A 25,348-nucleotide genomic window follows, 5' to 3' on the forward strand; every position below is an offset into this window, starting at 1 on the left:
ACCTCTGCCGGATGTGAGCCGACCGTATCCGGCCGGACCGCTGCCGCGCTAGCCAGGGGGAACCGCCCCTGACTGACAGGGACCGCAATATTACCCGTCCGGCCTGTGCCACGCCCGCCAGCCGGGCCGGTCGTGACGAACGGATCACCGTACGCGGGGGAAGGTCACACCCGCCACAGCGCGTGCACCGGACGGGGTGCCAGCCGTTCCCGACCGGCCAGGAACCCCAGCTCCAACAGTACGGTGAAGCCGGACACCGTACCGCCGGCGCGCTCCACCAGGTCGAGAGTCGCCCCGGCGGTCCCGCCGGTGGCGAGCACGTCGTCGACGACCAGGACCCGCTGGCCGGCGGTGAAGGCGTCCTGGTGCACCTCCAGGACCGCTTCGCCGTACTCCAACGCGTACGCGGCGGCGAAGGACGCGCGGGGCAGTTTGCCGGCCTTACGGACCGGCACCACGCCGGTGCCGGTGGCGTAGGCGATCGCCGCGGCGAGCACGAAGCCGCGCGCCTCGATGCCGGCGACCACGTCGAACGATTCCGCCCCGTGGTGGGCGATGATGCCGTCGATCACCTCACGGAAGACCGGACCGTCGGCGAACAGCGGCATCAGGTCCTTGAACACGATGCCGGGCTTGGGAAAATCGGGTACGTCGAGCACTCGGCTGGCCACCAGTGCGGCAGCCTCGGGTCCGCTGTCCCCGATGACAGCCGAAGGGGTCTGCGTCACCTGCGTCCCTTTCCTCACGGATCGTCCCGCGTGGTGGGCGGTACGGGCAACCTTGCGGGATCCACTGGTGTGCCCGTACCGGCCGATATGACTACCTCTGATACGTCTGTCGCTACCTCTGATACGTCAGCGACGCTTCGCGCCGCTGGGTCGCTTCCGGTTCCCGCCGCCACCCGGGCGACCGCCCCGGCCGCCGGACTGACGCTTGCCGGCGGGCCTCGCACCGGCCTTGGGCGCGGCACCGGCGAGCGCCTCGTCGGCCTGGGCGTCGGTGGCGGTGTCGGCGACGGCCGCCTCTTCCCCGGTGGCCGCCTCGGTACGCGCGGCGGTCCGACGGGCCGGCCCGCGCTCGGCCAACGAGGCCCGCTTGGCCTGCACCCGCTGGGCGTGCAGCTTGTACTTGGGCTCCTGCTCCTTGAACACCGTCACCAGCGGCGAGGAAACGAAGATCGAGACGAAGAAGGCCGCGCCCATACCGACGAAGAGCACCAGACCCAGGTCCTTGAGCGTGCCGGCGCCGAGCAGACCGGCCCCGATGAACAGCAGACCACCGACCGGCAGCAGCGCCACGATCGAGGTGTTGATCGACCGCATCAGGGTCTGGTTGACAGCGAGGTTCGCCGCCTCCCCGTAGGTCTGGTTGCTGCCGCCGGTGACGCCCCGGGTGTTCTCCTGGATCTTGTCGAAGACCACGACGACGTCGTACAGCGCGAAGCCGAGGATCGTCAGGAACCCGATGATCGTCGACGGGGTGACCTCGAAGCCGGACGCCGAGTAGATGCCGGCGGTCAGCACCAGGTCGATCACCAGGCCGATGACCGCCGCGATCGCCATCCGCGCCTCGAAGCGCAGCACCAGGTAGATGGTGACCAGCACCATGAAGACCAGCAGGCCCAGCAGCGCCCGCTGGGTGACCTGGCCACCCCAGGCACCGCTGACCCGGCTGTCGCTGATCGCGTCCTGCTCGATACCGAGCCGCTCGGCCAGCCCCTGCTTGAACGCCTCGGTCTGCGCGGAGTCGAGCTCGCCGGTGCGGAACAGGTAGGTGGTGCCGCCGACCTCCTGACCGGAGACAACTTCCAGTGGCTCGGCGGTGTCCAGCTCGGCGAGTTCGGCGTCGAGGGCGTCCTCGGCCTCCAGCAGGGTGCCGACGCTCGACGGCACCTGGAACTCGTTGCCGCCCCGGAAGTCGATGCCGAGGTTGAAGCCCCGGATCGCGACGCTGGCGATCGCCAGCACGAGGAGGACTGCGGCGATCGTGAACCAGGTGTTGCGCCGCGGAATGATCGGGAGATTGGCCTCGCCCCGGTAGAGGCGTCCAGCGAATCCGCTGCTCATCTCAGGCCTCCTTGACGCGCGGGTTGCGGATCGGGGTCTCGTCCTCGGTCTTCACCGCGCGGCCGAGGCCACTGACCCGGGGCGACAGGAACGCCTTGGTCCGGGCCAGCATGGACATGATCGGGTGCCGGAAGAGGAAGACCACGACCAGGTCGAGGACGGTGGCGAGGCCGAGGGCGAAGGCGAAGCCCTTCACCGTACCGACCGAGACGATGTAGAGCACCACGGCGGCCATCAGGGTGATCGCGTTGGCCGAGATGATCGTCCGCCGGGCCCGGATCCAGGCCCGGGGTACGGCGCTGCGCGGGCTCCTGCCCTCGCGTATCTCGTCCTTGAGGCGTTCGAAGTACAGCACGAACGAGTCGGCCGCCACACCCAGCGAGACGATCAGACCGGCGATGCCGGCCAGGGTGAGGGTGAAGCCGATCTGCCGGCCGAGCACCACCAGCGCGCCGAAGACCAGCAGCGCCGACAGGATCAGGCTGAGGAAGATGACGATGCCGAGCATCCGGTAGTAGAAGAACGAGTAGACCGCGACCAGCAGCATGCCGATGCCGGCGGCCAGCAGGCCGGCCCGCAGGTGTTCGGTGCCCAACGTGGCGGAGATGCTCTGCGCCTCCTGCGGCTCGAAGGTCAGCGGCAGGGCACCGTAGCGCAGGTTGCTGGCCAGCTCGTTGGCGGTGGCGCCGGTGAAGTCACCGGTGATCTGCGAGTCGCCGGTGAGCACGCCCTGGATCTCCGGTGAGGAGATCACCTCGTTGTCGAGTACGACCGCGACCCGGCACTTGCCGTCCTGACCGAGCGCGCTGGCCTCGCACTGCTGGTCGGTGTTGTTGAACGCCTCGCGGGTCAGCTCGGTCCAGGCCCGCTGCCCGGAGCCGGTGAAGTTGAGGCTGACCACCCACTGGCCGGTGGTCTGGTCCACCACGCCACTGGCGTCGCTGACGTCGGTGCCGACCACCTTGGCCTCGTCGAGGAAGTACTTGATCAGTCCTTCGCAGGCGACGACCTGCTGCGACTCGTCCCGGATCGAGCCGGCCTGGCGCAGCGCCAGCTTGTCGCAGGTCACGTACGGCACGTTGTACTGCACGGTGGCCGGCAGCACCCGTACCTCTGCCGGGGTGAGCTCGCTGAACGGGGCGAGCGTGTCGGCCAACGACGGGTCGGCGCTGAAGTCGGCCGGGGCCTGCAGGCCGGTCGCGGCGGACCAGGCGCCCTCGCCCACCTTGGCCTGGACGGCGGCCAGGTCGGCCGGGCCGTCGTCGGTGGCGTCGGGGGCCGGCGTCGCCGACGGGCTGGTCTCGGCGCTGGGGCTGGGGTCGGGCGACGCGCTCGGGTCCGGCTGGGCCATTCCGCCCTCGCCGCCGGCCGACGGGCTGGCCTCGGCCTCGGCCTCGGGGGACGCCGCCGGGTCCGGCGACGGGGAGTCGCCCGGTGCCGGCGACTCGCCGCCCTCGGCTGCCTCGCTCGGGCTCGGGCTGGCCTGCGGCTGCGCCGGCTCGCCGCCGTCGGTCGCCTTGAGCACCTTGCGGAAGCGCAGCTCAGCGGCGTTGCCGATCTCGGTAAGGTCGCGGTTCTGGCCGGGCAGCGACACGACGATGTTGCGGTCGCCCTCGGTCACCACCTCCGCCTCGGACACGCCGAGGCTATTGACCCGGTTCTCGATGATGTCGCGGGCCTGCTCCAGCGAGGCGGCCGGCGGCGCGCTGCCGTCCTCGGTGGTGGCCTCCAGGGTGACCCGGGTGCCGCCGATCAGGTCAAGGCCGAGTTTCGGCTCGAGCCGGTCCTGCCAACTGCCGCTCGCTCCGGCAAAGAACACCAGAAGGTAGAGGACGGCGAAGATGAGCCCGAGAGCGGCGAGCTGCCGCCCGGGGCGCATCTGTCCCTGAGGTGGTGCCACGGCGGTCCTGTCTCCCTGCGCAGTTCGGCCGCTGTGCACCGGGGCGGCAGCGGTTGACGCCACCGGTGGACGCGGCGGTGGGGTGGTCGTCCTACCGGCGGCGACCGCCCGTCGGGGCGACCGTGACCGGCAACACAACGATCAGTATCTTCGATGTAACGAAAGCGTGCTGACCCGGGGTGGGTCAATCCTTGGTCGGCACCTCGTCCGGCGTGACCGACTCGGTCACCGCCGGCGTGTCGGTCTTCTGCACGACGCGGGCGATCGCCGGTCGGGCGTACCGGGCGTGCACGCCGGGCGACACCTCCAGCATCACGGTCTCGTCGTCCATGCTCGAGACGGTGCCGTACAGGCCGCCGATCGTGACCACCTCGTCGCCGGGGCCGATCGACGACTGCATCTGCTCGGCTTCCTTGCGGCGCTTCTGCTGTGGCCGGATCATCATGAAGTACATGACGCCGAAGAGCAGGGCGATCATCAGAATCGGCATGAAGCTGGCGCCGCCAGCAGCGCCGTCTTGTGCCAAGAGCACAACAACAACCTTTCCGTCAGCCACCCGCAGGGCCGGTACGCTCTGCGGAGGCAGGATCTCACGTGCCGTACAGACCGCGGCGAGTCTAGTCGGTGTGACTGAGAACCCAGCGCGCGGCACTGATCACGTTCAGATCACGAGATAATCTAAGCCTCAAAGTTGAATAAATCCGGCTTATCCGCCACGGTGCCACGGGTGGATCCGGTCCCGGAGCCAGGCCCGCCGAGCGCACCCGGCGGTGGCACCCGGCCCAGATGACGCCACGCCGCCTCGGTCGCCACCCGCCCCCTCGGCGTACGGGCCAGCAGCCCCGCGCGCACCAGGAACGGCTCGCACACCTCCTCGACGGTGTCCGGCTGCTCCCCCACCGCCACCGCCAGGGTCGACAACCCGACCGGGCCGCCACCGAACGAGCCGATCAGCGCGCCCAGCACCGCCCGGTCCAGTCGGTCCAGACCGAGCTCGTCGACGTCGTACACGGTCAACGCCGCCCGCGCCGTCTCCCGGTCGACCACCCCGGCCCCACGGACCTCGGCGTAGTCGCGGACCCGGCGCAGCAGCCGGTTCGCGATCCGGGGCGTCCCCCGCGACCGGCCGGCGATCTCCACCGCGCCGTCCGGGGTGATCGGCACCGACAGGATGCCGGCGGACCGGCGCAGCAGCACCTCCAGCTCGGCCGGCTCGTAGAAGTCCAGATGCGCGACGAACCCGAACCGGTCCCGCATCGGACCGGTCAACAGGCCCGCCCGGGTGGTCGCGCCGACCAGGGTGAACGGCTCCACGTCCAGCGGGATCGCCGTCGCACCCGGCCCCTTGCCGACCACCACGTCGACCCGGAAGTCCTCCATCGCGCTGTAGAGCAGCTCTTCCGCCGGCTTGGCGATCCGGTGGATCTCGTCGATGAAGAGCACGTCGCCCTCGGCCAGGCTGGTCAGGATCGCGGCCAGGTCACCGGAACGCTCGATCGCCGGGCCGCTGGTCACCCGGATCCCCGCACCCAGCTCGGCCGCGACGATGTTGGCCAGCGTCGTCTTGCCCAGCCCCGGCGGCCCGCTGAGCAGGATGTGGTCCGGCGGCGTACCCCGGCCCATCGCCCCCTTCAACAGCAGGTCCAGCTGGTCACGGACCCGGTGCTGGGCGATGAACTCGGCCAGCCGGCGCGGTCGGACGCTGACCTCGGCGTCGCGTTCGGCGTCGCTGGCGTACGCCGACACCAGCCCGTCGACCTCCTCGCTCACCTGCTCCTACCCTCGTCGCTCACCGGGTCCTGCCCAGCAGCCGGATCGCCTGTTTGAGCAGCACCGGCACCGGCGGCGGCGGTCCGTCGAGACTCTCGGCCACCGCCGCGACCGCCTGATCGGCCTGACCCGCCGTCCAGCCCAGCCCGATCAGGCCCTGACGCACCTGCTCCGGCCAGGAGCCCCGGGTCACCCCGGCAGCGCCGTCGGCACCGACCGGCACCGGGCCGATCCGGTCGCGCAACTCCAGCACCAGCCGCTCCGCGCCCTTTTTGCCGATGCCGGGCACCCGGGTCAACGCCGCCGTGTCGGCGTTCGCGATCGCCGAGCGGACCGCGTCCGGGGTGAGCACCGACAGCACCGCCTGGGCCAGCCGGGGGCCGACCCCGCTGGCCGTCTGCAGCAGCTCGAACAGCTGCTTCTCGGCGTCGTCGGCGAAGCCGTACAAGGTGAGCGAGTCCTCCCGGACCACCAGGCTGGTGGCCAGCCGGGCCTGCTCACCGGTCCGCAGGTTGGCCAGGGTGCCGGGCGCGCAGTGGACGGACAGGCCCACTCCGCCGACCTCGATCACCGCGCTGTCCGGCGCGACCGCCAGCACCACCCCGCGCAGACTCGCGATCATCGGTTCCCTCCGGTCCGGGCCGCCCGCTGTGCGGCGGCCAGCCGGTCATGCGTACCACCTCGCCAGACGTGGCAGATCGCCAGGGCCAGGGCGTCGGCGGCGTCGGCCGGGCGCGGCGGGCTGTCCAGCCGCAGCAGCCGGGTGACCATCGCCGTCATCTGCGCCTTGTCGGCCTGGCCGGACCCGGTCACCGCCGCCTTCACCTCACTCGGGGTGTAGGTCCGCACCGGCAGCCCGGCCCGCGCGCCGGCCAGGATCGCCACCGCGCTGGCCTGTGCGGTGCCCATCACGGTACGCACGTTGTGCTGGCTGAACACCCGCTCCACCGCCACGGCGTCCGGCCGGTGCTCGGCGACCAGCGCGGTCAACCGCTGGTCGAGCAGCAGCAGCCGGTCCGGCAACTCGGCACCCGGATCGGTCTGCACCACGTGGTAGGCGACCATCCGGCACGGCCGCCCCGGCACGCCTTCCACCACGCCGACCCCGCACCTGGTCAGTCCAGGGTCGACCCCGAGCACCCGCACACTGCTCCTCCCCGAACCGCCGCGTCGACACGTACGTGTGTTCGACACCCTAACGAACGGCCCACGGGGATGATCGACCCGACACGCCTGTCGACACGCCCGGGCAGACCGTTGCGCACTCGGCGCGTCAGCCCCGTCGGCGAGTCAGCCCCGTTGGCGAGGAGTCAGCCGTTGGCGAGCGCGGCCCGTAGCGCGCCGGCCAGCGACCCGACCGCGACCACCTGCGGCGGCAACGGGTGCGGCCAGCCCGGCCCCGCCGCACAGCGGCGCAGCGCCGGGAAGTCCCGGCCAAGCCGGACCAGCGGCGCGGTCCGCGCGGTCACCGTCGTCTGAGCCCAGACGATCACGGTACGCGGCTGCCAGCGCCGGACCGCGTCGGTCAACGCGGTCCACGGCAGCGCCGCGCCGAGCAGCAGGCAGTCGTACCCGCGTTCGCGCAGCCCGGCCGCGATCGCGTGCAACGCGAGGCTGTGCTGCTCGCGCTCGACAGCGGCGAGCAGGGCACCGCTGGGCATCAGCACCCGCCCCCGGGTACGGCAACTGCGGTCGAGCCCGGCTCGAATCCCCTCGGAGAGGGTGTGTTCAGCGGCGATCGCCGGACCGGAGTCGCCGGCACCGGTGCCGGCCAGCAGCGGCAGGCAGATCCGCTGCCATGTCGGTACGACCCCGTCGGCGGCGATCCGCTCGACGATCAGCGTGGCGATCCGGTCAGCGTCATGGTCGTCGGCGGCCGACCGGATCCGGGCCACCGTGTGCCATGCCGCCACCGACGTGTGTTCCGCCTGCACCAGGCCCGACCCCCAGCGATTCGACTTCCGTTCGCCTGGGGGTTCGCTAGCGGACCCCGCCCCGGATGCACCCGACACCAGGTCGGTCGCGCCTGTTCGAAAAGTCGGCGAGTGCCCATTCGGTGCTCTGGACCCCGGGGCGTCCGCCCGGATCTCCCATCCAATTCCCCGATCGGGGATGCGGTCCGGCGGGACCGCGGGCGCTCGACCGGGCCGGGTCGCCCCCTGTTGCGGGCGACGGGGACATCGCCCGAAGAGGGCTGCCGGGTGACCCGGCGCACCGGTGAGCTGCGGGGAGCGGTGAGGCGCGACGCCCCGGGGTCGTTCAGCTGGGACCTGGAAGGGTCCCGGTCGGGTCCCCCGAGGCGGGGGCGACGATGGGATTGCCCGCCCCGGGGGTGCTTTCAGGGGGACGCGCCTGGCTCCCCTTGGTTGTTGGCCGCCGACCTGGTGACGATCCCGGGTCGGCACAGCGCGTCGCGGTAGGCCCGCACGGCGACCACGGTGCCGTGCCGCTGCGGGTCCTCGCTGATCTCCCGGCCGTGGAGCGTCACCCACGACAGCCACTCCGGGGACGGCCAGACTTCCTCGACCCGCAGCCGGACCGGGCGGTCGGCGTCCAGGTGGTCGCACTGGCGCAGCGCCACGAGGTCACCGGGACACACCTGCACCTCACCGTCAGGCATCATCGAGCGCTCCATACGACTCGGCGGACTCGTCCCGGCCGTCGTGCGGGTAACCGTCGGGCATCAACCCGGAAAGATGCAGTACGGCACGGATCCGCCGGGCGTTCGCCGGCTCCCACCGGTCCAGGATCGCGATCGCTCGCAGAAACGGACGGCAGGGTCCGGGGACACCGCCGCAGCGGTGACACTCCCCGGTGGTCCGGTTCGGCAGATGTGTACGGGCCGTCGAGTTCGCGTCGTGGATCGCCCGGGACAGTTCTGGCGACCTGGCCGCTCCGGGTGCCCCGCCGGACCCGGTGGGAGCCGGCGCGACACCCCGGGCGCCGGTCGGCCGGAACGGCCAGCCCTGATCCGGATCCGTCTCGCCGGGATTCCGCTTCGGCAGCGGCGGCCGACCTGGAGTGGGAGCGGACGGAAGATCGTCCACACTCCTCTCGTTCGACATGTCGTCTGGGCATTGCTGGGAAGATCGATATCGGGCGAGGCGGGGTTCACCACCGATTCCGTCGTTCCTGATCATGCTTTCCCCCTCGGGTGGAGTCGACCGGGGTCGTACTTCCGTCGATTTCCACCCTGGACTGTGCGCCGCCTTCGGCGGAAGATGACTACAGCCACCGCCCGGCGATGGCACACCGTCGACCGACCATTCGGGGTGATAATCGTGAATGACCTGCCTTCCCTCTCCGCTCGCCTGCGGGAACTGCGGACCAGCCGGAAAATGGCCCAGGACAGGCTTGCGGCGGCGATCGGCGTATCGAAGTCCCTGGTGCAGTCTTTCGAGTCGGGGAAACTGGTGCCGCAGGAGGGCACCGCAGGACGCATGGACGACTTCTTCGGCACCGGCGACGAGATCCAACAATCGGCCAAGGACGCGCGGGAAGATCGGCAGCCCTGGCTGCGGTCCTGGTTCGAACAGGAACGCCGCGCGGCGTTGTTGCGCTCCTGGGAGCCGATGCTGGTGCCGGGGCTGCTGCAGTGCGAGTCGTACATGCGCGAGGTCTTCTCGGCCGTGCCGTCGAACGCCGGCAAGATCGACGGGCTGGTCGTCAAGCGACGGGAGCGCCAGGCGGCCACCATCGACCGGGACGAGCCGGTGGGGCTGTCCGCCATCATCGGCGAGGTGGCGCTACGACGTGGGCCCAGTGAGGTGCTGAAGGACCAGCTCGGGCATCTGGTGGACGCGGGTCATCGGCCGCATGTGCGGATCCGGGTGATCCCGGCCGAGTCGGAGGGGATCCACGTCGGGCTCTCCGGGGCGTTCGTCATCGCCAACATGCCGGACGGTCGACGGTCGGCCTACATGGACGATCAGCTGACTGGGCACGTGGCGAACGCGCGTGCCGATCTCGCACACCTGGAACTAGCCTGGGAGGAGATTGACGCGCTGGCCCTGCCCGTGGTCCAGTCCCGAGACCTGATCCTGAGGATGCTGCATGAACACAAGTGAGCCGCGCTGGCGGACGAGCACTCGCACCACCGGCACCGGCAACTGCGTCGAGGTCGCCGACAACATCCCTGGTCGCGTCCACGTCCGGGACACCAAGAACCGCGACGGCGGCACCCTGACCTTCACCCCGACCGCCTGGTCACACTTCGTCGAACTGACCAAGGCACCCAACTGAGCCTAGCGGCATCAACGAGTGGAGGGCTGGGGTACGTAATTCTCGCGGAATTACGTACCCCAGCCCTCCACTCGCGAGCGTTCAGCGGCGGCCGCAGTGCGGGGCCGGCGGAGGTGCTGCCCAAGGGCGGCCGGTCATGCGATCCGCTCTTGAGCCAGTTGCGGCACGAAGCGAGCTGCGGTCTCGAAATCAGCGTCCTGGTGGAGCACCGTCAACTTCAGACGAGTCGCGGTGGCGATCACGAGGCGTCGTCCGGTACCGGAACCAGGGCGCTCGTGTCGATCAGGTACTGCACCTGTCGATTGCATCGAGCTGATCGAAGTGGAAACCGCCAGCATCAGTGATTTCCTGGAGGTCGGTCAGTGCCCGCTGCCGCCGCTCGCGGCTGGACTCCACCGCCTGCCGGAGTGCCTCCGTCACCGTCTCCCGCGTCGAGCTTGTGCCCAGCGCGGTGGTGGCTTCCGCCAGCAGATCGTCATCAAGATCCAGCAGAGTCTTGGCTACGAGATACCCCTCCCAGCTAGCGATATCTCGGAGGCGCGGCAGCGAGCACCGCGCGGGCACCGGGCAACGTCCGTATCCCGGCGATGAACGCGGCCGGTCAGCCGACGGCGGCCATGATCTCGTCGGAGACGTCGAAGTTGGCGTAGACGTTCTGCACGTCGTCGCAGTCCTCCAGCACGTCGATCAGCTTGAAGATGCGGCGGGCGCCTTCCTCGTCGAGCGGCACGTTCACGCTGGGCACCAGGGAGGACTCGGCCGACTCGTAGTCGATGCCGGCGTCCACCAGCGCGGTCCGTACGGCGACCAGGTCGCCCGGCTCGCTGACCACCTCGAAGGCCTCGCCGAGGTCGTTGACCTCCTCCGCGCCGGCGTCGAGGACGGCCATCATCACGTCCTCCTCGGTGTGCTCGCCCTTGGGGACGATCACCACACCCTTGCGGGAGAACAGGTAAGAGACCGAACCGGCGTCGGCCAGGGAGCCGCCGTTGCGGGTCAGGGCGGTCCGCACCTCGGTCGCCGCCCGGTTGCGGTTGTCGGTCAGGCACTCCACGAGCAGCGCGACACCGTTCGGCCCGTACCCCTCGTACATGATGGTCTGCCAGTCGGCGCCGCCGGCCTCCAGGCCGGAGCCGCGCTTGACCGCCCGGTCGATGTTGTCGTTCGGGACCGAGCTCTTCTTGGCCTTCTGAATGGCGTCGTACAAGGTGGGGTTGCCGGCCGGGTCACCCCCGCCGGTCCGGGCGGCGACCTCGACGTTCTTGATCAGCTTCGCGAACATCTTGCCGCGTTTGGCGTCGATGACCGCTTTCTTGTGCTTGGTCGTCGCCCACTTGGAGTGGCCGGACATGTGCACCTCCGTCGCTTCCCACCTGCGGGGTCAGTCTGCCGCAGCAGCCATCTCCACGAACAGTTGGTGAACGCGACGGTCGCCGGTCAACTCTGGGTGGAAGGCCGTGGCGAGCAGATTGCCCTGCCGAACCGCGACAATCCTACCTGTGGCCGCTCCGGCGGCCACCCGGCCCAGCACCTCGACGTCGTCACCGACCCGTTCCACCCACGGCGCGCGGATGAAGACCGCGTGAAACGGCGGATCGCCGAGGCCGTCGATGGTCACCGGGGCTTCGAAGGAGTCCACCTGCCGGCCGAACGCGTTACGGCGTACCGCCATGTCGATGCCGGCGAAGGCGCGCTGGTCGGGCCGCCCGTCCAGGATCTCCCCGGCGAGCATGATCATGCCGGCGCAGGAGCCGTACACCGGCATCCCGGCCGAGATCCGCTTACGGATCGGCTCCAGCAGGTCGAACTCGACCGCCAGTTTGCTGATCGTGGTCGACTCGCCGCCCGGCACCACCAGGGCGTCGACCTGCTCCAGCTCGACCGGGCGGCGGACCGCGCGGGCGCTCGCGCCACACTCGGTGAGCGCCCGCAGGTGCTCCCGGACGTCACCCTGCAGGGCGAGGACCCCGACCCGCACCCCGCTGTCGGTGCTCACCAGCCGCGCTCGGCGAGCCGGTGCGGCACGGGAATGTCGTCGACGTTGATGCCGACCATCGCGTCGCCGAGGCCCCGGGACACCTTCGCGAGCACGTCCGGGTCGTCGTAGAAGGTGGTGGCCTTGACGATCGCCGCCGCCCGCTGGGCGGGGTTGCCGGACTTGAAGATGCCCGAGCCGACGAAGACCCCTTCGGCGCCGAGCTGCATCATCATCGCGGCGTCCGCCGGGGTGGCGATCCCGCCGGCGGTGAACATCACCACCGGCAGCTTCCCGGTCTCGGCGACCTCCTTGACCAGGTCGTACGGTGCCTGCATCTCCTTGGCGGCGACGTACAGCTCGTCGGGTGACAGGGAGGTGAGCCGGCGGATCTCACCGCCGATGCGCCGCATGTGGGTCGTGGCGTTGGAGACGTCGCCGGTGCCCGCCTCGCCCTTGGAGCGGATCATCGCCGCGCCCTCGGTGATCCGGCGCAGCGCCTCGCCGAGGTTGGTCGCGCCGCAGACGAACGGGACGGTGAACGCCCACTTGTCGATGTGGTTGGCGTAGTCGGCGGGGGTGAGCACCTCGGACTCGTCGACGTAGTCGACGCCGAGGGCCTGCAGCACCTGCGCTTCGACGAAATGGCCGATCCGGGCCTTGGCCATCACCGGGATGGAGACCGCCGCGATGATGCCGTCGATCATGTCGGGGTCGCTCATCCGGGACACCCCACCCTGGGCGCGGATGTCGGCCGGGACCCGTTCGAGGGCCATCACCGCGACCGCGCCGGCATCCTCGGCGATCTTGGCCTGCTCGGGCGTGACCACGTCCATGATCACCCCGCCCTTGAGCATCTCGGCCATGCCGCGCTTGACCCGGGCGGAGCCGGTCACGGCAGCGCCGGGAGCAGAGCTGGCGGCGGTGCCGGAAACGGGCGTGGTGGTGGCCGCAGCGGCGGACGGGTCGACGGTCTCGGACACGGCGGATCGGCTCCTCGGCGACGGTACGGAGAGGGACGCTGCCGATGCTACGCCCGCCGACAGGGTCCACCGACAGCCAATCAGCAAGCCGGTGGCCTGCCCTGTGGCCTACCTCACGGCCGCGTCGGCCTACCTCACAGCGGTGTCGGCCTACCTGACGGCGGTGTCGCCGCCACCGCGTACCGCCGGCGACGACGACAGATCCGGATCCCGGGTCAACGTCGGGTCGTCGATGTCGAAGTACCGGGGCTCGTCGTGGCGTCGACCAAAACGCAGCAACCGCACCAGCGGACGCCGCCGGGCCAGCAACGCGTCCCGGACCAGATCGGTGTGCAGCTGGCGGGCCAGCACCAGCCGCCGACTCGCCACCACCACCGCCTCGGTCGCCGGGTCGTCGCCGACCAGCGCGGTCGCCCGCAACTGCCGGGTCAGGTCGTTCTCCGCCGCCTCACGCTCCTCCGGGGAGGCCGCGTCGAGGGCGATCCGGGCCGCCGCGTACAGCTCGACGCCGTACTTCTCCTCGGCGAGCACGGCGGCCGCCGCCGCCCGGCGCAGCAGGTGGGCGTCGAGGGCGCGGGCGGCGGCCGCCACCCGTACGTGCAGCCGGTCGACCCGGGCCGCCGTCCAGGTGAGGTACGCCGACGCCAGCACGACCGCGACACTCACACCGACCACCCACCACATTCCCGGCATCGTAGTGCCGCCCGTGGGTACGCCGTGGTCCCGCTCACCGTGGCTCCGCCCACTCCTGGTACAGCACCCGGCCGTCGGTGGCCTCGATCGCGGCGGCGTACACCTCCAGCACCCGGCGAGCCACCGCCGGCCAGTCGAAGCCCGCCACCACCTGTCGGGCGTGCGCGGCCAACGCCGACCGGCGGGGCTCGTCGTCGAGCAGATCGGTGACCGCCCGGCCCATGGCCACCGCGTCGCCGGTGGGGAACAGTTCCCCCGCCCGACCGCCGTCGAGCACCCGGCGGAAGGCGTCCAGGTCACTGGCGACGACCGCCGCCCCCGCCGCCATCGCCTCGGTCAGGATCATCCCGAACGACTCACCCCCGGTGTTGGGCGCCACGTACAGATCCACGCTGCGCAGCATCCGGGCCTTGTCGGACTCCGACACCAGCCCGAGAAACGTGACCCGGTCGTGCAGTTCATCGGGGATGTCCGCGTACAGGTCGGCGGGCCGGCCCGGACCGGCCACCAGCAGCCGCAGGCCCGGCCGGTGCGGTGCCATCGTCACGAACGCCCGGCGCAGCAGCCCGAAGCCCTTGCGCGGCTCGGTGAACCGGCCCAGAAAACCCAGGGTGCCGCCGCTGCCGGGCGCGCACTCGCCGGGCCAGCCGGGCAGCGGTTCGGCGTCGGCGAACTTGGCCACCGCCACCCCGTTGGGGATCTCCACCGCTCCCCCGTCGAGGTGTTCGACCTGCACCTTGCGGGCCAGCGCCGACACGGCGATCCGGGCGGTGATCTTCTCCAGCACCAGCTGCAACATGCCCTGGGCCGCCGCCAGCGCCCGCGAGCGGGTCATCGCCGTGTGGAAGGTCGCCACCACCGGGCCCCGGGCGCAGAGCACCGCCAGCAGGCTGACGCTCAACGCGAACGGCTCGTGCACGTGCAGGACGTCGAACTCGCCCCGGTTTAGCCAGCGCCGGACCCGGGTGGTCACCACCGGCCCGAAGCTGACCCGGGCCACCGAACCGTTGTACGGCACCGGCACCGACCGCCCGACGGCCACCACGTACGGCGGCAGGTCCGCGTCCTCGTCCGCCGGGGCCAGCACGCTGACCTCGTGGCCGAGGCCGATCAGCGCCTCAGCGAGATCGATGACGTGGTTCTGCACCCCACCGGGAACATCCAGGGAGTACGGACACACGATGCCGACCCGCACGCTGGCCTCCACTCATCCCGGCCCGGCGACGCCGGTGCCCGAGCGGCCACGGTCGGTGCCCGGCTGCCCGTCCAGCCAGAGCCGCTGCATCATGTGCCAGTCCTGCGGGTGCCGGGCGATGCCGGCGGCCATCCGGTCGGCGACCTGCTGAGTGAGCCGGCGTACCCGCTCGTCCAGCGAGCCCGACGCCGGGTCGGGCAGCGGCAGCGGACCCTCCAGGGCCCCGCGCGCCCGGTCCGGTTCGAACCACATAGCGCTGACGTACAAGGGGGCGCCGGTGCGCAGCGCCAGCAGGGCCGGCCCGGCGGGCATCCGGGTCCGACCGCCGAAGAACGTCACCTCCACGCCCCGCGCGGACAGGTCCCGGTCGGCCAGCAGCGGCACCACGTGACCCTGCCCGATCCGGTCCAGCAGGACGTCGAAGGGTGGACGCGGGCCGCCCGTGGCCGGGACGATCTCCATGCCGAGGCGTTCACGCGCAGCCACGAACCGGTCGTAGACGCCCTCGGGGCGCAGCCGCTCGGCGACCGTGGTCAGCGGCCAGCCGTTCGCCGCCACCCAGGCGCCCGCCGCGTCCCAGTTGCCGGCGTGCGGCAACGCCACCACCGAACCCTGCCCGGCCGCCACGTTCTCGGCCAGCATCTGCGACCCGGCCAGGTCGAACGCGGCGAGCCGCTGCTGGCGGCTCAACGACGGCAGCCGGAACATCTCCATCCAGTAGCGGGCGTAGGAACGTACGGCGTCGCGCAGCAGCAGGTCGAACTCGGCCGCCGGCAGGTCGGGCCCGACCACCCGGCGCAGATTGTCCGCGAGCCGACGTACCGCCGGCCCGCCGCGCCGGTGGGCGCGGTCGGCACCGGCGCGGAACAGGGCCGCCGCCGCCGGCCGGGGCATCGCCCGGACCGCCCGCCAGGCCGCCGCGTAGCCGAACTCGACCGGGGTCACGCGTCGACGCCCTGCGCCGAGCGCGCCAGCTCGGCGCTCTGCCGGTGGACGTGGACGATCCGCTGCCAGACGGTCACCAACGACAGCGCGGCGAGCAGCCACAGCGCCGCCGGCAGCCCCCAGCTGACCCCGAGGCCGCTGAGCAGGCCCCCGATCCCGACCAGGATCAGCCGTTCGGCGCGTTCGGCGATACCGACGTTGCAACTCATGCCGAGGCCCTCGGCGCGCGCCTTCACATAGGAGACGATGCCGCCCGCGACGAGGCAAATCAAGGCGGCGACGGCTCCGGGCCGATTGCCGCTGACGGCGAGCCAGTACGCCACCGAGGCGAAGATCGCCCCGTCGGCGACCCGGTCCATGCTCGAATCCAGGAACGCCCCGAAGGTGCTGGACCCACCGCGCAGCCTGGCCATGGTGCCGTCGAGCACGTCGGTCAACGCCGACAGGGTCACGATCACCAGACCGGTGATCAGGTGCCCCCGGGCACCGAAGCCGATCGCGCCGACGAGCACACCGACGGTGCCGGCGACCGTGACCGCGTTCGGCGGGATCCCGACACTGAGCAGTCCGCGGGCTACCGGCTCGATCACCCGGGTGATGCCCGCGCGGACGGACACTCTGAAGATCTTCGCCATGGCGGTCCCACGATAACGGTCGGTGGAAACGGGCGGCACGGTGGCCGTGGACACGGCCCGGACTCGGTCGCCGCGCGCCGGCTCTGTCTACGGCGCGTCGCCGCGCGCCGGACTTGTGTACGGCGCGTCGCGGGTGTGGGATCGACTCGTGAACGTGAGTGAGCTCGCCCGGGCACCGCTCACGTTACCGAGCGGGCCCCCACCGCCCGACGACGTCGCCGCGGAATCACCCCCCGGTCATCCGGCGGCGCAGTCGTCACCCGTCACGGAGCACGGCTCCCGCCCCACGCACGCAGTCAGCCAGGAGGTGCGCACGTCATGGCGCAGAAGAACCACGATCGCAGCGGCCCCGGGGCCGGCACAGCGGTGACCGATCCGGACCGCATCCGTAACGTCGTCGTCGTCGGGCACTCCGGATCGGGTAAGACCACCCTGGTCGAGGCGCTGCTGGCCGCCTCCGGCGTGATCGGCCGGGCCGGCACCGTACCGGACGGCACCACGGTGTGCGACCACGATCCGGCCGCCGTACGCCAGCAACGCTCGGTCGCTCTGACCTGCGCCCCACTGGTCCACCGGGAGGTGAAGGTCAACCTGCTGGACACCCCCGGGTACGCCGACTTCGTCGGTGAGCTGCGCGCCGGGCTACGGGCCGCCGACGCGGCGCTGTTCGTGGTCAGCGCCGCCGACGGGATGGACGCGGCCACCGCAGCGCTGTGGGAGGAGTGCGCGGCGGTGGAGATGCCACGCGCGGTGGCGATCAGCCGGCTGGACCACCCCCGGGCGGATGTCGACGAGGCGGTGGCGCTGTGCCAACGGGTATTCGGCGACAACGTGCTGCCGCTGCACCTGCCGATGCTGGCCGACGACGGGGTGCAGATCATCGGGCTGCTGGACCTGCTCGCCTGCCAGGTCCTGGACTACTCGGCCGGTCACCCGCCGCAGGTGCGGCCGCCGGACCCGGAGCACCTGCCGGCGATCACCGAGGCCCGCAACGAGCTGGTCGAAGGGATCATCGCCGAGAGCGAGGACGAGACCCTGCTCGACCGGTACCTCGGCGGTGAACAGCTCGACCCGAAGATGCTCGTCGACGATCTGGAGACGGCAGTGGCGCGGGGGCACTTCTACCCGGTGCTGCCGGTCTGCGCGCACACCGGCGTCGGGCTCGACGCGCTGCTGTGGCTGCTGACCGCCGCGTTCCCGACCCCGGCCGAGCACCCGTTGCCGGCGGTGACCGGAGTGGACGGATCCCCCCGGCCGCCGCTGCGCTGCGACCCGGCCGGCCCGCTGGTCGCCGAAGTGGTCCGGACCACCGTGGACCGGCACCTCGGCCGGGTGTCGCTGGTGCGGGTCTTCTCCGGCACGCTGAGCCCGGACCGGCGGGTACACGTCGCCGGGCACGGGCTGGCCGACCGCGGTCACCCCGATCACGACGCCGACGAACGACTGGCGCACGTCTACCGTCCACTGGGGGCGCAGCTGCAGGAGGTGCCGTTCTGCGTCGCCGGTGACATCTGCGCGATCGCCAAGTCGGGCAGCGCGGAGACCGGCGACACCATCTCCGCCGCCGACGATCCCCTGCTGGTCGAGCCCTGGCAGATGCCCGAACCGCTGCTACCGGTGGCGGTGGTGGCGGCGAGCCGGGCCGACGAGGACACCCTGTCGCGCAACCTGGGCCGGCTGGTCGCCGGCGACCCCACGCTGCGGCTGGAGCGCAACGCCGAGACCCAACAGCTGGTCCTGTGGTGCATGGGTGAGGCGCACGCCGACGTGGTGCTGGACCGGCTACGCGGCGGCGGCGTCGAGTTGACCACCGAACCGGTCCGGGTGCCGCTGCGGGAGACGTTCACCGTGGCGGCCCGGGGGCACGGCAGGCACGTGAAGCAGTCCGGCGGGCACGGCCAGTACGCCGTCTGCGACATCGAGGTCGAGCCGCTGCCGCCGGGCAGTGGTGTCGAGTTCGTCGACCGGGTGGTTGGTGGCGCTGTGCCGCACCAGTACATCCCGTCGGTGGAGAAAGGGATCCGGGCCCAACTGAGCCGGGGCGTCGTCGCCGGTCACCCGGTGGTGGACCTGCGGATCACCCTGGTCGACGGCAAGGCGCATCCGGTGGACTCCTCCGACGCGGCGTTCCAGACCGCTGGCGCGCTCGCGCTGCGCGACGCGGCGACGACCGGGCGGCCGGTGCTGCTGGAACCGGTGGACGATGTCGCGGTGACGGTGCCGAACGGGTTCGTCGGCGCGGTGCTCGGCGACCTGGCTGGGCGACGTGCCAAGGTGCTGGGTACGACGCCGACCGACGACGACACCGACCGGACGGTGGTCCGGGCCGAGGTGCCGGCGACCGAACTACTGCGGTACGCGGTGGAGCTGCGCTCGATGACCAGTGGGGCCGGCACCTTCAGCCGGGCGTTCGCGCACTACGAGCCCGCCCCCGCCAGCTGACCCACCCCCACTCCACCGACGATCTTGCAGTTATCGAGAGCTTTTGTCGGAATTGTCCAACGATAAGTGCAAGATCGTCGGGGCAGGGCGGGCGGGGGGCAGGGCGGGCGCGGGGTGGGCGGGAGCAGGGTCAGCTGGTTGGCCAGGCCTCGGCGAACAGGTCGCGGGTGTCGGCCAGCAACTGCGGCAGCACCTTCGTCCGGCCGATCACCGGCATGAAGTTGGCGTCGCCACCCCACCGGGGCACCACGTGCTGGTGCAGGTGGGCGGCGATGCCGGCACCGGCCACCGAACCCTGGTTCATGCCGATGTTGAACCCGTGGGCGCTGCTGACCCGCCGGACCATCCGCATCGCCGTCTGGGTGAAGGCGGCCAGCTCGGCGGTCTCCGCCGTGTCCAGCTGCGGATAGTCGGCGACGTGCCGGTACGGGCAGATCATCAGGTGACCCGGGTTGTACGGATAGAGGTTGAGCACGGCGAAGACCCGCTCACCCCGGGCCACCACCAGACTCTGCTCGGCGGGACGCTGCGGTGCCAGACAAAATGGGCAGCCGCCGGGGGCGTCGTAGCCGCCGTCGGGACGGTCCGCACCGGAGATGTACGCCATCCGGTGCGGCGTCCAGAGTCGTTCGAGGCCATCCGGCCCGGGTTGCCCGGTCGCGCCAGTCACCTCGTGATCCTACGGGCTCGGCACGACAGGACGACCGCCCCGGCGACGCGGGCAGTGCCGGCGACCCGGACGGCGCCGCCGGGACGGGCAACGCGGGCAGTGCGGGCGGGGCGGCTCACTCGGCGGCGGTCGGGTTGGCGTTGGTGCGTGAGCGCACCACGTCGACGACGTGCGCCACCGCCTGCGCCACCGGCACCCCGTTGCGCTGCGTACCGTCACGGTATCGGAACGAGACGGTGCCGGCGGCGACGTCGGCGTCCCCGGCGATCGCCATGAACGGCACCTTCTGCTGCTGCGCCGTACGGATCTTCTTCTGCATCCGGTCGTCGGAGAAGTCCACCTCGGCGCGGATGCCCTCGGCCCGCAGCATCGCCACGAACTCGGCCAGGTAGTCACCGTGCTCGCCACGGATCGGGATGCCGACCACCTGCACCGGCGCCAGCCACGCCGGGAACGCGCCCGCGTAGTGCTCGGTGAGGATGCCGAAGAACCGCTCGATCGAGCCGAACAACGCGCGGTGGATCATCACCGGCTGCTGCCGGGTGCCGTCGGCGGCCTGGTACTCCAGCCCGAACCGCTTCGGCTGGTTGAAGTCCAACTGGATGGTGGACATCTGCCAGGTCCGGCCGATCGCGTCGCGCGCCTGCACCGAGATCTTCGGGCCGTAGAAGGCCGCGCCACCCGGGTCGGGCACCAGCTCCAGGCCGGAGTCGACCGCCGCCTGACGCAGCGTCTCGGTCGCCTCTTCCCACTCGGCGGGGTCCCCGATGAACTTGTCCGAGTCGTCGCGGGTCGACAGCTCCAGGTAGAAGTCCTCCAGGCCGTAGTCGCGCAGCAGGTCGAGCACGAAGGCCAGCAACGAGCGCAGCTCGCCGGGCATCTGCTCCTTGGTGCAGTAGATGTGCGAGTCGTCCATGGTCAGCCCGCGCACCCGGGTCAACCCGTGCACCACGCCGGACTTCTCGTACCGGTAGACGGTGCCGAACTCGAACAACCGCAGCGGCAGCTCCCGGTACGACCGACCCCGCGAGCGGAAGATCAGGTTGTGCATCGGGCAGTTCATCGCCTTGAGGTAGTACTGCGCGCCTTCCATCTCCGCCGGTGGGAACATGGTGTCGGAGTAGTACGGCAGGTGCCCCGAGGTCTCGAACAGCTTCGACTTGCTGATGTGCGGGGAGTAGACGAACTCGTACCCGGACTGCTCGTGCCGCCGCCGCGAGTAGTCCTCCAGCTCCCGGCGGATGATGCCGCCCTTGGGGTGGAACACCGGCAGGCCGGAACCGATCTCGTCGGGGAAGCTGAACAGGTCCAGGTCCGCGCCGAGCTTGCGGTGGTCGCGGCGGGCGGCCTCGTCGAGAAGTTTCAGGTACGCCTTGAGGGCGTCCCGGGTCGGCCAGGCGGTGCCGTAGATCCGCTGCAGCTGCGGGTTGCGCTCGGAGCCCCGCCAGTACGCCGCCGCGCTGCGCATCAACTTGACCGCGCCGATCAGCCGGGTCGACGGCAGGTGCGGACCCCGGCACAGGTCCGACCAGCAGGTCTTGCCCGACGTCGGGTCGATGTTGTCGTAGATGGTCAACTCGCCACCGCCGACCTCCATCACCTCGGCCGCGTCGAAGTCGGCGGCCCCCTTGACGTCGATCAGTTCGAGCTTGTACGGCTCGTCGGCGAGTTCGGCGCGGGCGGCGTCGAGGTCGGCGAAGCGCCGCCGACGGAACCGCTGACCCGACTTGACGATCTCCTGCACCCGCTTCTCCAGCCGGTCGAGGTCGTCCGGCTGGAACGGCTTGGCCACGTCGAAGTCGTAGTAGAAGCCGTTGACGATCGGCGGGCCGATGCCAAGCTTCGCCTCGGGGAACAGGTCCTGCACCGCCTGGGCGAGCACGTGCGCGGTGGAGTGGCGCAGCACGGCGAGCCCGTCCGGGGAGTCGATGGCGACCGGCTCCACCCGTACGTCGGTCTCCGGTGACCAGTCCAGGTCCCGCAGCGTGCCGTCGGGGTCCCGGACCACGACGATCGCCTTCGGGCCGTTCACCGGCAGACCGGCGGCGGCGATCGCGTCCGCGGCCGTCGTCCCGGCCGGGACCGCGACGGGTTCGGCCTGGGGTGGGGCTGCGCTTGCGGACACGACGGACTCCTTCGGTCAGAAACGGTACGGCGACGAGGCCGTTGCCGATGCTAGCGGTCGCCACGCGCGGGTCGGACGGCGACGCTGCCGGGCCGCAGCCGACGGCGACGGCGACGGCGTGTTTACGCTACGTTGCTGTCCCGCGGCGAACTCCTGACGGCGGCACCGTCGCGGCGTTAGATTGACGCGGTGGCTCCCACCGACATGGTCGGCGCGTTGCGGCGCCGCTACGACTCATTTTTCGCCAGTCGGCCACCGGTGCCGTTCGCGGTGGTGGACGAGGCCGGGGCGGAACACCACTTCGGGCCGGGTGCGCCCGAGTTCACCATCGCCGTACGGGATCCGCGCGGCGCGCGGGCGCTGGCCGGTCTGGACCAGTTCGCGGTCGCCGTGGCGTACCGGCAGGGCTGGCTCGACCTTGACGGCGACCTGGCTGCGGCGCTGCGGATGCGTGCCTTCTTCAGCGACCTGCATCCGGTGGCCCGCTTCTCCGGCCTGGTCACCGGAGTGCTGCGCGGCCGGCGCGAGGACGACCGGCGGGCCATCTCGCACCACTACGACGCCGAGAGCGACTTCTTCCTGACCTTCCTGGACACCCGGCACCGGTGCTACACCGAAGGGGTCTTCGTCGCCGACGACGAACCGTTGGAGGACGCGATGACCCGCAAGATGGACCTGGCGTTGGACGCGATCGGCGTCAAGCCCGGTGACCGGGTGCTGGAGGTCGGCGGAGGCTGGGGGGCGTTCGCCGAACACGCCGCCCGCCGGGGCGTCGAGGTGACCACGACGACGCTGTCGCGGGAATCGGAGCGCTACCTGACCGACCTGTTCGACCGGGAAGGGCTGGCGGTGCGGGTGGTACGCCAGCACATCCTGGCGTTCACCGACGAGCGCCGCTACGACGCGATCGTCAACATGGGGGTCACCGAGCACCTGCCGGACTACCGGCGCACCCTGCGCAAGTACGCCGAACTGCTCACCCCCGGCGGGCACGTCTACCTGGACGCCCTGGCGATGCGCCGCAAGCACGCGGCGTCGGCGTTCATGAAGCGCTACATCTACCCGGGGCGCTCGGCGCCGCTGCTGCTGCACCAGTACCTGCGGCACGTGGCCCGTTCCCCGTTCGAGCTGTGCAGCATCGCCGATGACCGGCACAACTACTACCTGACCTGCCGGGAATGGGCGCGGCGGCTGGACGCCGCCCGCGACGAGATCGTGCAACGCTGGGGCGAGGCGATGTACCGGCAGTTCCGGATCTTCCTGTGGGGCTCGGCGGCCGGCTTCGACACCGGGCTGGTGCAGGCGTACCGCTGGGTGCTGCGACTGCCCTGAGGGATCGACGACGGTGCCACGCGTGCGTACCCTCCGCTCGTGCGTACCCTCCGTCTGCCGCTGCCCCGCCGCCGTGTCCGCGTCCTGCTCGGTGCTCTGATCGTCGCGCTGCTGGCCGGCGGGCTGGCCGTCGCCCGGTTGACCGCCGCGTCCGGGCCGCCGACAGCGGATCTGGCAGCGGATCCGGCAGCGGGCCCGGACGCCGGGGTGTCGTCGCCGCCGGGCGAGGCGACCTACCGGGACCCGCACGCTTCGGTCGACGCCCGGGTGACCGACCTGCTCGCCCGGATGAGCCTCGACGACAAGATCGGCCAGTTGACATCTCCCCCTGCTTAATCAGGGAGATTCGACCCTCACGGGTTGAGTTTTCTGCTTCGCCGACCACAGCCGACCCGAATCAACGGCAAGGGACGGAATACCGCCCATCGGTCTTACACGGTCTCCACAGACGTCACTTCCCACCAGCCCGGCGGTAGACCCGACCGGCTTGGTTGTCACCGGCAAGGCAACGCCACATTAGCACACCTGTCCGCACGTTCCGGTGTGCGGGTGGTGGACGACGATCCGCCTCGGCGGCGAATCGACTTCCCTGCCCTGCTCCGCAGGAGTCCGTTTCCTCCCCGGCCTGAAGGCCGGAGTAGCCACGGAAGGTATCTGATGACCCAGGCCGAACGCGCCTCGGTGACCCCGGGCGACCTCACCCGGTACCCGTTGGGGATGAGCGCGGCCGACGTCCGCCAGGCGGTCAACGCCGGCATCGACATGGCGATGGTGCCGACCGACTGGCGACGCTTCATCGACCTGCTCCGTACCGAGGTCGAGGCCGGTCGGGTCGCCACGGACCGCGTCGACGACGCGGTCCGGCGCATCCTGACCAAGAAGGTCGAGCTCGGGCTCTTCGAGCGGCCGTACGCCGACCGGTCGCTGACCGCCAGCGTCGGTGCCCCGGCGCACCGGGCGCTGGCCCGGGAGGCGGTGGCCGCCTCCCAGGTGCTGCTGCGCAACACCGACGGGATCCTGCCGCTGGACCCGGCCGGCAACCGCATCTTCGTCGCCGGCGGCAACGCCGACGACGTCGGCCACCAGAGTGGCGGCTGGACCGTCACCTGGCAGGGCGGCAGCGGCCCGATCACCCCGGGGACGTCGATCCTGGCCGGGATCCGGGCGGCGGTGGACCCGTCCACGCAGGTCACCTACGACGCCACCGGCGTCGGGATCGACAGCTCCTACCGGGTGGCGGTCGCGGTGGTCGGGGAAACGCCGTACGCCGAGGGCGAGGGTGACCGGCCGGCGGCGATGGGGCTGCGCGACACCGACCTGGCGACCATCGAACGGCTGCGGGCCGCCGGGGTACCGGTGGTGGTCGTGCTGGTCTCCGGCCGACCGCTGGACGTCGCCGGGCAGGTGTCCGGCTGGGCCGCGCTGCTCGCGTCGTGGCTGCCCGGCACCGAGGGCGCCGGCGTCGCCGACGTGCTGTTCGGGGTCCGCGCGCCGACCGGAAAACTGCCGGTCACCTGGATGGCTGGTGCCGATCAGCAGCCGATCCACCACGGTGACGGGCAGTCGCCGCTGTACCCGTACGGCTTCGGGTTGACCTATCCGGCGGCGGGCTGACCGGTCCGCGCGCTCGCCCGGCGGGGCGTGCCGGCGGGCGACTTGCCAAGGGCAGTACGGTCGTGTGGTGGCTACGGTGCTGTTGGTCGAGGACGACCACGTCGTGCGCGGCGCCATGTTGCGCTCGCTGGCCGACCGGGGACACGCGGTCCACGCCGTCGGCACGGCCCTGGACGCGCTGCGTCGGGTCGCCGCCGAAACCCCTGACCTGGTCGTTCTCGACCTGGGCCTGCCCGACCTGGACGGTGCCGACGCGCTGCGGATGCTGCGCGGCATCACCGACGTACCGATCATCATCGCCACCGCCCGCGACGACGAACAGGCGATCGTTCGGCTGCTGCGTGCCGGTGCCGACGACTACATGGTCAAGCCGTTCACCGGTGCCCATCTCGACGCCCGGATCACCACGGTGCTGCGCCGGGCGGGTCGGGCCAGCCGCTCGGTCCCGCCGGCCGTGCACCAGGTGGGTGGCCTGCGGGTCGACGTCGGGGAGCGCAGCGCGACCCTGGACGGCGAGGCCCTGGCGCTGACCCGCAAGGAGTTCGACCTGTTGGCCTACCTGGCCGCCCGGCCAGGTCGGGTAGTGTCCCGCCGGGAGCTGTTGGAGGAGGTATGGCGGCAGCCGTCGGTCGGCGAGGACCAGACAATCGACGTGCATCTTTACTGGCTTCGCCGCAAAATGGGCGAATCCGCAGCGAAGCCACGTTACCTGCGCACCGTGCGGGGGGTCGGCTTCCGGTTGGTGGTACCCGACTGAGGTT

The 25,348-nt window shown here is 71.3% G+C and carries 27 protein-coding genes; 7 read left to right on the forward strand and 20 right to left on the reverse strand.

From position 1 onward, the window contains the following. Positions 1-164 precede the first annotated feature (164 nt). The 10 genes from ACN28F_RS03055 to ACN28F_RS03100 all read right to left on the reverse strand — a co-directional run bounded on the left by ACN28F_RS03055 (position 165) and on the right by ACN28F_RS03100 (position 8,783). Positions 165-728 (reverse strand): adenine phosphoribosyltransferase, encoded by a 564-nt coding sequence (locus ACN28F_RS03055; protein WP_421356965.1) that lies wholly within the window; start codon positions 726-728, stop codon positions 165-167. Between the two features lie 126 nt (positions 729-854). Further along, on the reverse strand, positions 855-2,066 hold the full coding sequence (gene secF, locus ACN28F_RS03060) for a protein translocase subunit SecF (RefSeq protein ID WP_289206604.1): 1,212 nt from the start codon (positions 2,064-2,066) through the stop codon (positions 855-857). 1 nt (position 2,067) lies between these two features. Beyond that, complete coding sequence (gene secD / locus ACN28F_RS03065; protein ID WP_289206605.1) at positions 2,068-3,966, reverse strand: protein translocase subunit SecD; 1,899 nt, start codon at positions 3,964-3,966, stop codon at positions 2,068-2,070. A gap of 184 nt (positions 3,967-4,150) precedes the next feature. Next, positions 4,151-4,498, reverse strand: coding sequence for a preprotein translocase subunit YajC (yajC, locus tag ACN28F_RS03070; protein WP_289206606.1), 348 nt, complete (start codon positions 4,496-4,498; stop codon positions 4,151-4,153). Positions 4,499-4,644: 146 nt separating this feature from the next. Next, the gene (gene ruvB, locus ACN28F_RS03075; RefSeq protein WP_289206607.1) at positions 4,645-5,736 is read right to left on the reverse strand and encodes a Holliday junction branch migration DNA helicase RuvB; all 1,092 of its coding nucleotides are present in this window, start codon (positions 5,734-5,736) and stop codon (positions 4,645-4,647) included. Positions 5,737-5,755: 19 nt separating this feature from the next. Beyond that, complete coding sequence (gene ruvA / locus ACN28F_RS03080) at positions 5,756-6,358, reverse strand: Holliday junction branch migration protein RuvA (protein ID WP_421356966.1); 603 nt, start codon at positions 6,356-6,358, stop codon at positions 5,756-5,758. Further along, positions 6,355-6,882, reverse strand: coding sequence for a crossover junction endodeoxyribonuclease RuvC (gene ruvC / locus ACN28F_RS03085; RefSeq protein ID WP_421356967.1), 528 nt, complete (start codon positions 6,880-6,882; stop codon positions 6,355-6,357). The genes ruvA and ruvC overlap by 4 nt, the downstream gene beginning before the upstream one ends. Before the next feature lie 164 nt (positions 6,883-7,046). After that, entirely contained in the window at positions 7,047-7,670 is a 624-nt protein-coding gene (locus ACN28F_RS03090; RefSeq protein WP_421356968.1) for a transcriptional regulator, read from the reverse strand. 404 nt (positions 7,671-8,074) lie between these two features. Further along, a complete protein-coding gene (locus tag ACN28F_RS03095) occupies positions 8,075-8,356 on the reverse strand; it encodes a hypothetical protein (RefSeq protein WP_421356969.1) in 282 nt (93 codons plus the stop codon). Further along, on the reverse strand, positions 8,349-8,783 hold the full coding sequence (locus ACN28F_RS03100; RefSeq protein WP_421356970.1) for a hypothetical protein: 435 nt from the start codon (positions 8,781-8,783) through the stop codon (positions 8,349-8,351). The genes ACN28F_RS03095 and ACN28F_RS03100 overlap by 8 nt, the downstream gene beginning before the upstream one ends. 234 nt (positions 8,784-9,017) lie before the next feature. Between ACN28F_RS03100 and ACN28F_RS03105 the strand changes: the two genes are divergently transcribed. Together ACN28F_RS03105 and ACN28F_RS03110 are read left to right on the forward strand one after the other, a co-directional pair. Beyond that, entirely contained in the window at positions 9,018-9,803 is a 786-nt protein-coding gene (locus ACN28F_RS03105) for a helix-turn-helix domain-containing protein (protein WP_421356971.1), read from the forward strand. Further along, positions 9,790-9,978 (forward strand): DUF397 domain-containing protein, encoded by a 189-nt coding sequence (locus ACN28F_RS03110; protein ID WP_421356972.1) that lies wholly within the window; start codon positions 9,790-9,792, stop codon positions 9,976-9,978. The genes ACN28F_RS03105 and ACN28F_RS03110 overlap by 14 nt, the downstream gene beginning before the upstream one ends. Before the next feature lie 282 nt (positions 9,979-10,260). Here ACN28F_RS03110 and ACN28F_RS03115 read toward each other — a convergent pair whose 3' ends face one another. From ACN28F_RS03115 to pgsA, 8 genes are all read right to left on the reverse strand, one after another. Next, positions 10,261-10,542 carry a type II toxin-antitoxin system VapB family antitoxin gene (locus ACN28F_RS03115; protein WP_421356973.1) on the reverse strand — a complete coding sequence of 94 codons (282 nt, stop codon included), beginning with the start codon at positions 10,540-10,542 and terminating at the stop codon, positions 10,261-10,263. Between the two features lie 37 nt (positions 10,543-10,579). Further along, positions 10,580-11,329 carry a YebC/PmpR family DNA-binding transcriptional regulator gene (locus ACN28F_RS03120; protein ID WP_282227804.1) on the reverse strand — a complete coding sequence of 250 codons (750 nt, stop codon included), beginning with the start codon at positions 11,327-11,329 and terminating at the stop codon, positions 10,580-10,582. Positions 11,330-11,359: 30 nt separating this feature from the next. After that, positions 11,360-11,974, reverse strand: coding sequence for a pyridoxal 5'-phosphate synthase glutaminase subunit PdxT (gene pdxT, locus ACN28F_RS03125; RefSeq protein WP_421356974.1), 615 nt, complete (start codon positions 11,972-11,974; stop codon positions 11,360-11,362). Continuing rightward, entirely contained in the window at positions 11,971-12,849 is an 879-nt protein-coding gene (gene pdxS / locus ACN28F_RS03130) for a pyridoxal 5'-phosphate synthase lyase subunit PdxS (RefSeq protein ID WP_421361236.1), read from the reverse strand. The genes pdxT and pdxS overlap by 4 nt, the downstream gene beginning before the upstream one ends. Before the next feature lie 237 nt (positions 12,850-13,086). Further along, complete coding sequence (locus tag ACN28F_RS03135; protein ID WP_289206614.1) at positions 13,087-13,620, reverse strand: hypothetical protein; 534 nt, start codon at positions 13,618-13,620, stop codon at positions 13,087-13,089. A gap of 43 nt (positions 13,621-13,663) precedes the next feature. Then, positions 13,664-14,824, reverse strand: a complete 1,161-nt coding sequence (locus ACN28F_RS03140; protein WP_289206615.1) for a glycosyltransferase family 4 protein — start codon at positions 14,822-14,824, stop codon at positions 13,664-13,666. A 12-nt stretch (positions 14,825-14,836) separates the two neighbouring features. Next, positions 14,837-15,769, reverse strand: coding sequence for a phosphatidylinositol mannoside acyltransferase (locus ACN28F_RS03145; RefSeq protein ID WP_289206616.1), 933 nt, complete (start codon positions 15,767-15,769; stop codon positions 14,837-14,839). Beyond that, positions 15,766-16,404 (reverse strand): phosphatidylinositol phosphate synthase, encoded by a 639-nt coding sequence (gene pgsA / locus ACN28F_RS03150; protein ID WP_289206617.1) that lies wholly within the window; start codon positions 16,402-16,404, stop codon positions 15,766-15,768. Before pgsA ends, ACN28F_RS03145 begins: the two co-directional genes overlap by 4 nt. A 318-nt stretch (positions 16,405-16,722) precedes the next feature. On the opposite strand from pgsA, the gene ACN28F_RS03155 reads away from it, so the two are divergent. After that, complete coding sequence (locus ACN28F_RS03155; protein WP_421356975.1) at positions 16,723-18,846, forward strand: elongation factor G-like protein EF-G2; 2,124 nt, start codon at positions 16,723-16,725, stop codon at positions 18,844-18,846. Positions 18,847-18,976: 130 nt separating this feature from the next. Here ACN28F_RS03155 and ACN28F_RS03160 read toward each other — a convergent pair whose 3' ends face one another. Further along, positions 18,977-19,516 carry an HIT family protein gene (locus tag ACN28F_RS03160; RefSeq protein WP_421356976.1) on the reverse strand — a complete coding sequence of 180 codons (540 nt, stop codon included), beginning with the start codon at positions 19,514-19,516 and terminating at the stop codon, positions 18,977-18,979. Positions 19,517-19,631: 115 nt separating this feature from the next. Next, on the reverse strand, positions 19,632-21,641 hold the full coding sequence (gene thrS / locus ACN28F_RS03165; protein ID WP_421356977.1) for a threonine--tRNA ligase: 2,010 nt from the start codon (positions 21,639-21,641) through the stop codon (positions 19,632-19,634). A gap of 189 nt (positions 21,642-21,830) precedes the next feature. On the opposite strand from thrS, the gene ACN28F_RS03170 reads away from it, so the two are divergent. The 4 genes from ACN28F_RS03170 to ACN28F_RS03185 all read left to right on the forward strand — a co-directional run bounded on the left by ACN28F_RS03170 (position 21,831) and on the right by ACN28F_RS03185 (position 25,344). Beyond that, positions 21,831-22,973, forward strand: a complete 1,143-nt coding sequence (locus ACN28F_RS03170; RefSeq protein ID WP_289206620.1) for a class I SAM-dependent methyltransferase — start codon at positions 21,831-21,833, stop codon at positions 22,971-22,973. A 39-nt stretch (positions 22,974-23,012) separates the two neighbouring features. Beyond that, positions 23,013-23,309 (forward strand): hypothetical protein, encoded by a 297-nt coding sequence (locus ACN28F_RS03175; protein WP_289206621.1) that lies wholly within the window; start codon positions 23,013-23,015, stop codon positions 23,307-23,309. 321 nt (positions 23,310-23,630) lie between these two features. Then, complete coding sequence (locus ACN28F_RS03180) at positions 23,631-24,587, forward strand: glycoside hydrolase family 3 protein (protein WP_289206622.1); 957 nt, start codon at positions 23,631-23,633, stop codon at positions 24,585-24,587. A gap of 67 nt (positions 24,588-24,654) precedes the next feature. After that, on the forward strand, positions 24,655-25,344 hold the full coding sequence (locus ACN28F_RS03185) for a response regulator transcription factor (RefSeq protein WP_282227815.1): 690 nt from the start codon (positions 24,655-24,657) through the stop codon (positions 25,342-25,344). The last annotated feature ends 4 nt before the right edge of the window (positions 25,345-25,348 follow it).

The organism is Solwaraspora sp. WMMA2101, assembly GCF_049179175.1.
Classification (GTDB): Bacteria; Actinomycetota; Actinomycetes; order Mycobacteriales; family Micromonosporaceae; genus Micromonospora_E.

Bases quoted from the DNA above. Each gene is read 5' to 3' on its own strand.
- ACN28F_RS03120 (WP_282227804.1), bottom strand. From the start codon at position 11,329: ATGTCCGGCCACTCCAAGTGGGCGACGACCAAGCACAAGAAAGCGGTC.
- secF (WP_289206604.1), bottom strand. From the start codon at position 2,066: ATGAGCAGCGGATTCGCTGGACGCCTCTACCGGGGCGAGGCCAATCTC.
- ruvA (WP_421356966.1), bottom strand. From the start codon at position 6,358: ATGATCGCGAGTCTGCGCGGGGTGGTGCTGGCGGTCGCGCCGGACAGC.
- ACN28F_RS03095 (WP_421356969.1), bottom strand. From the start codon at position 8,356: ATGCCTGACGGTGAGGTGCAGGTGTGTCCCGGTGACCTCGTGGCGCTG.
- ACN28F_RS03110 (WP_421356972.1), top strand. From the start codon at position 9,790: ATGAACACAAGTGAGCCGCGCTGGCGGACGAGCACTCGCACCACCGGC.
- ACN28F_RS03180 (WP_289206622.1), top strand. From the start codon at position 23,631: ATGACCCAGGCCGAACGCGCCTCGGTGACCCCGGGCGACCTCACCCGG.
- ACN28F_RS03135 (WP_289206614.1), bottom strand. From the start codon at position 13,620: ATGTGGTGGGTGGTCGGTGTGAGTGTCGCGGTCGTGCTGGCGTCGGCG.
- ACN28F_RS03155 (WP_421356975.1), top strand. From the start codon at position 16,723: ATGGCGCAGAAGAACCACGATCGCAGCGGCCCCGGGGCCGGCACAGCG.
- pgsA (WP_289206617.1), bottom strand. From the start codon at position 16,404: ATGGCGAAGATCTTCAGAGTGTCCGTCCGCGCGGGCATCACCCGGGTG.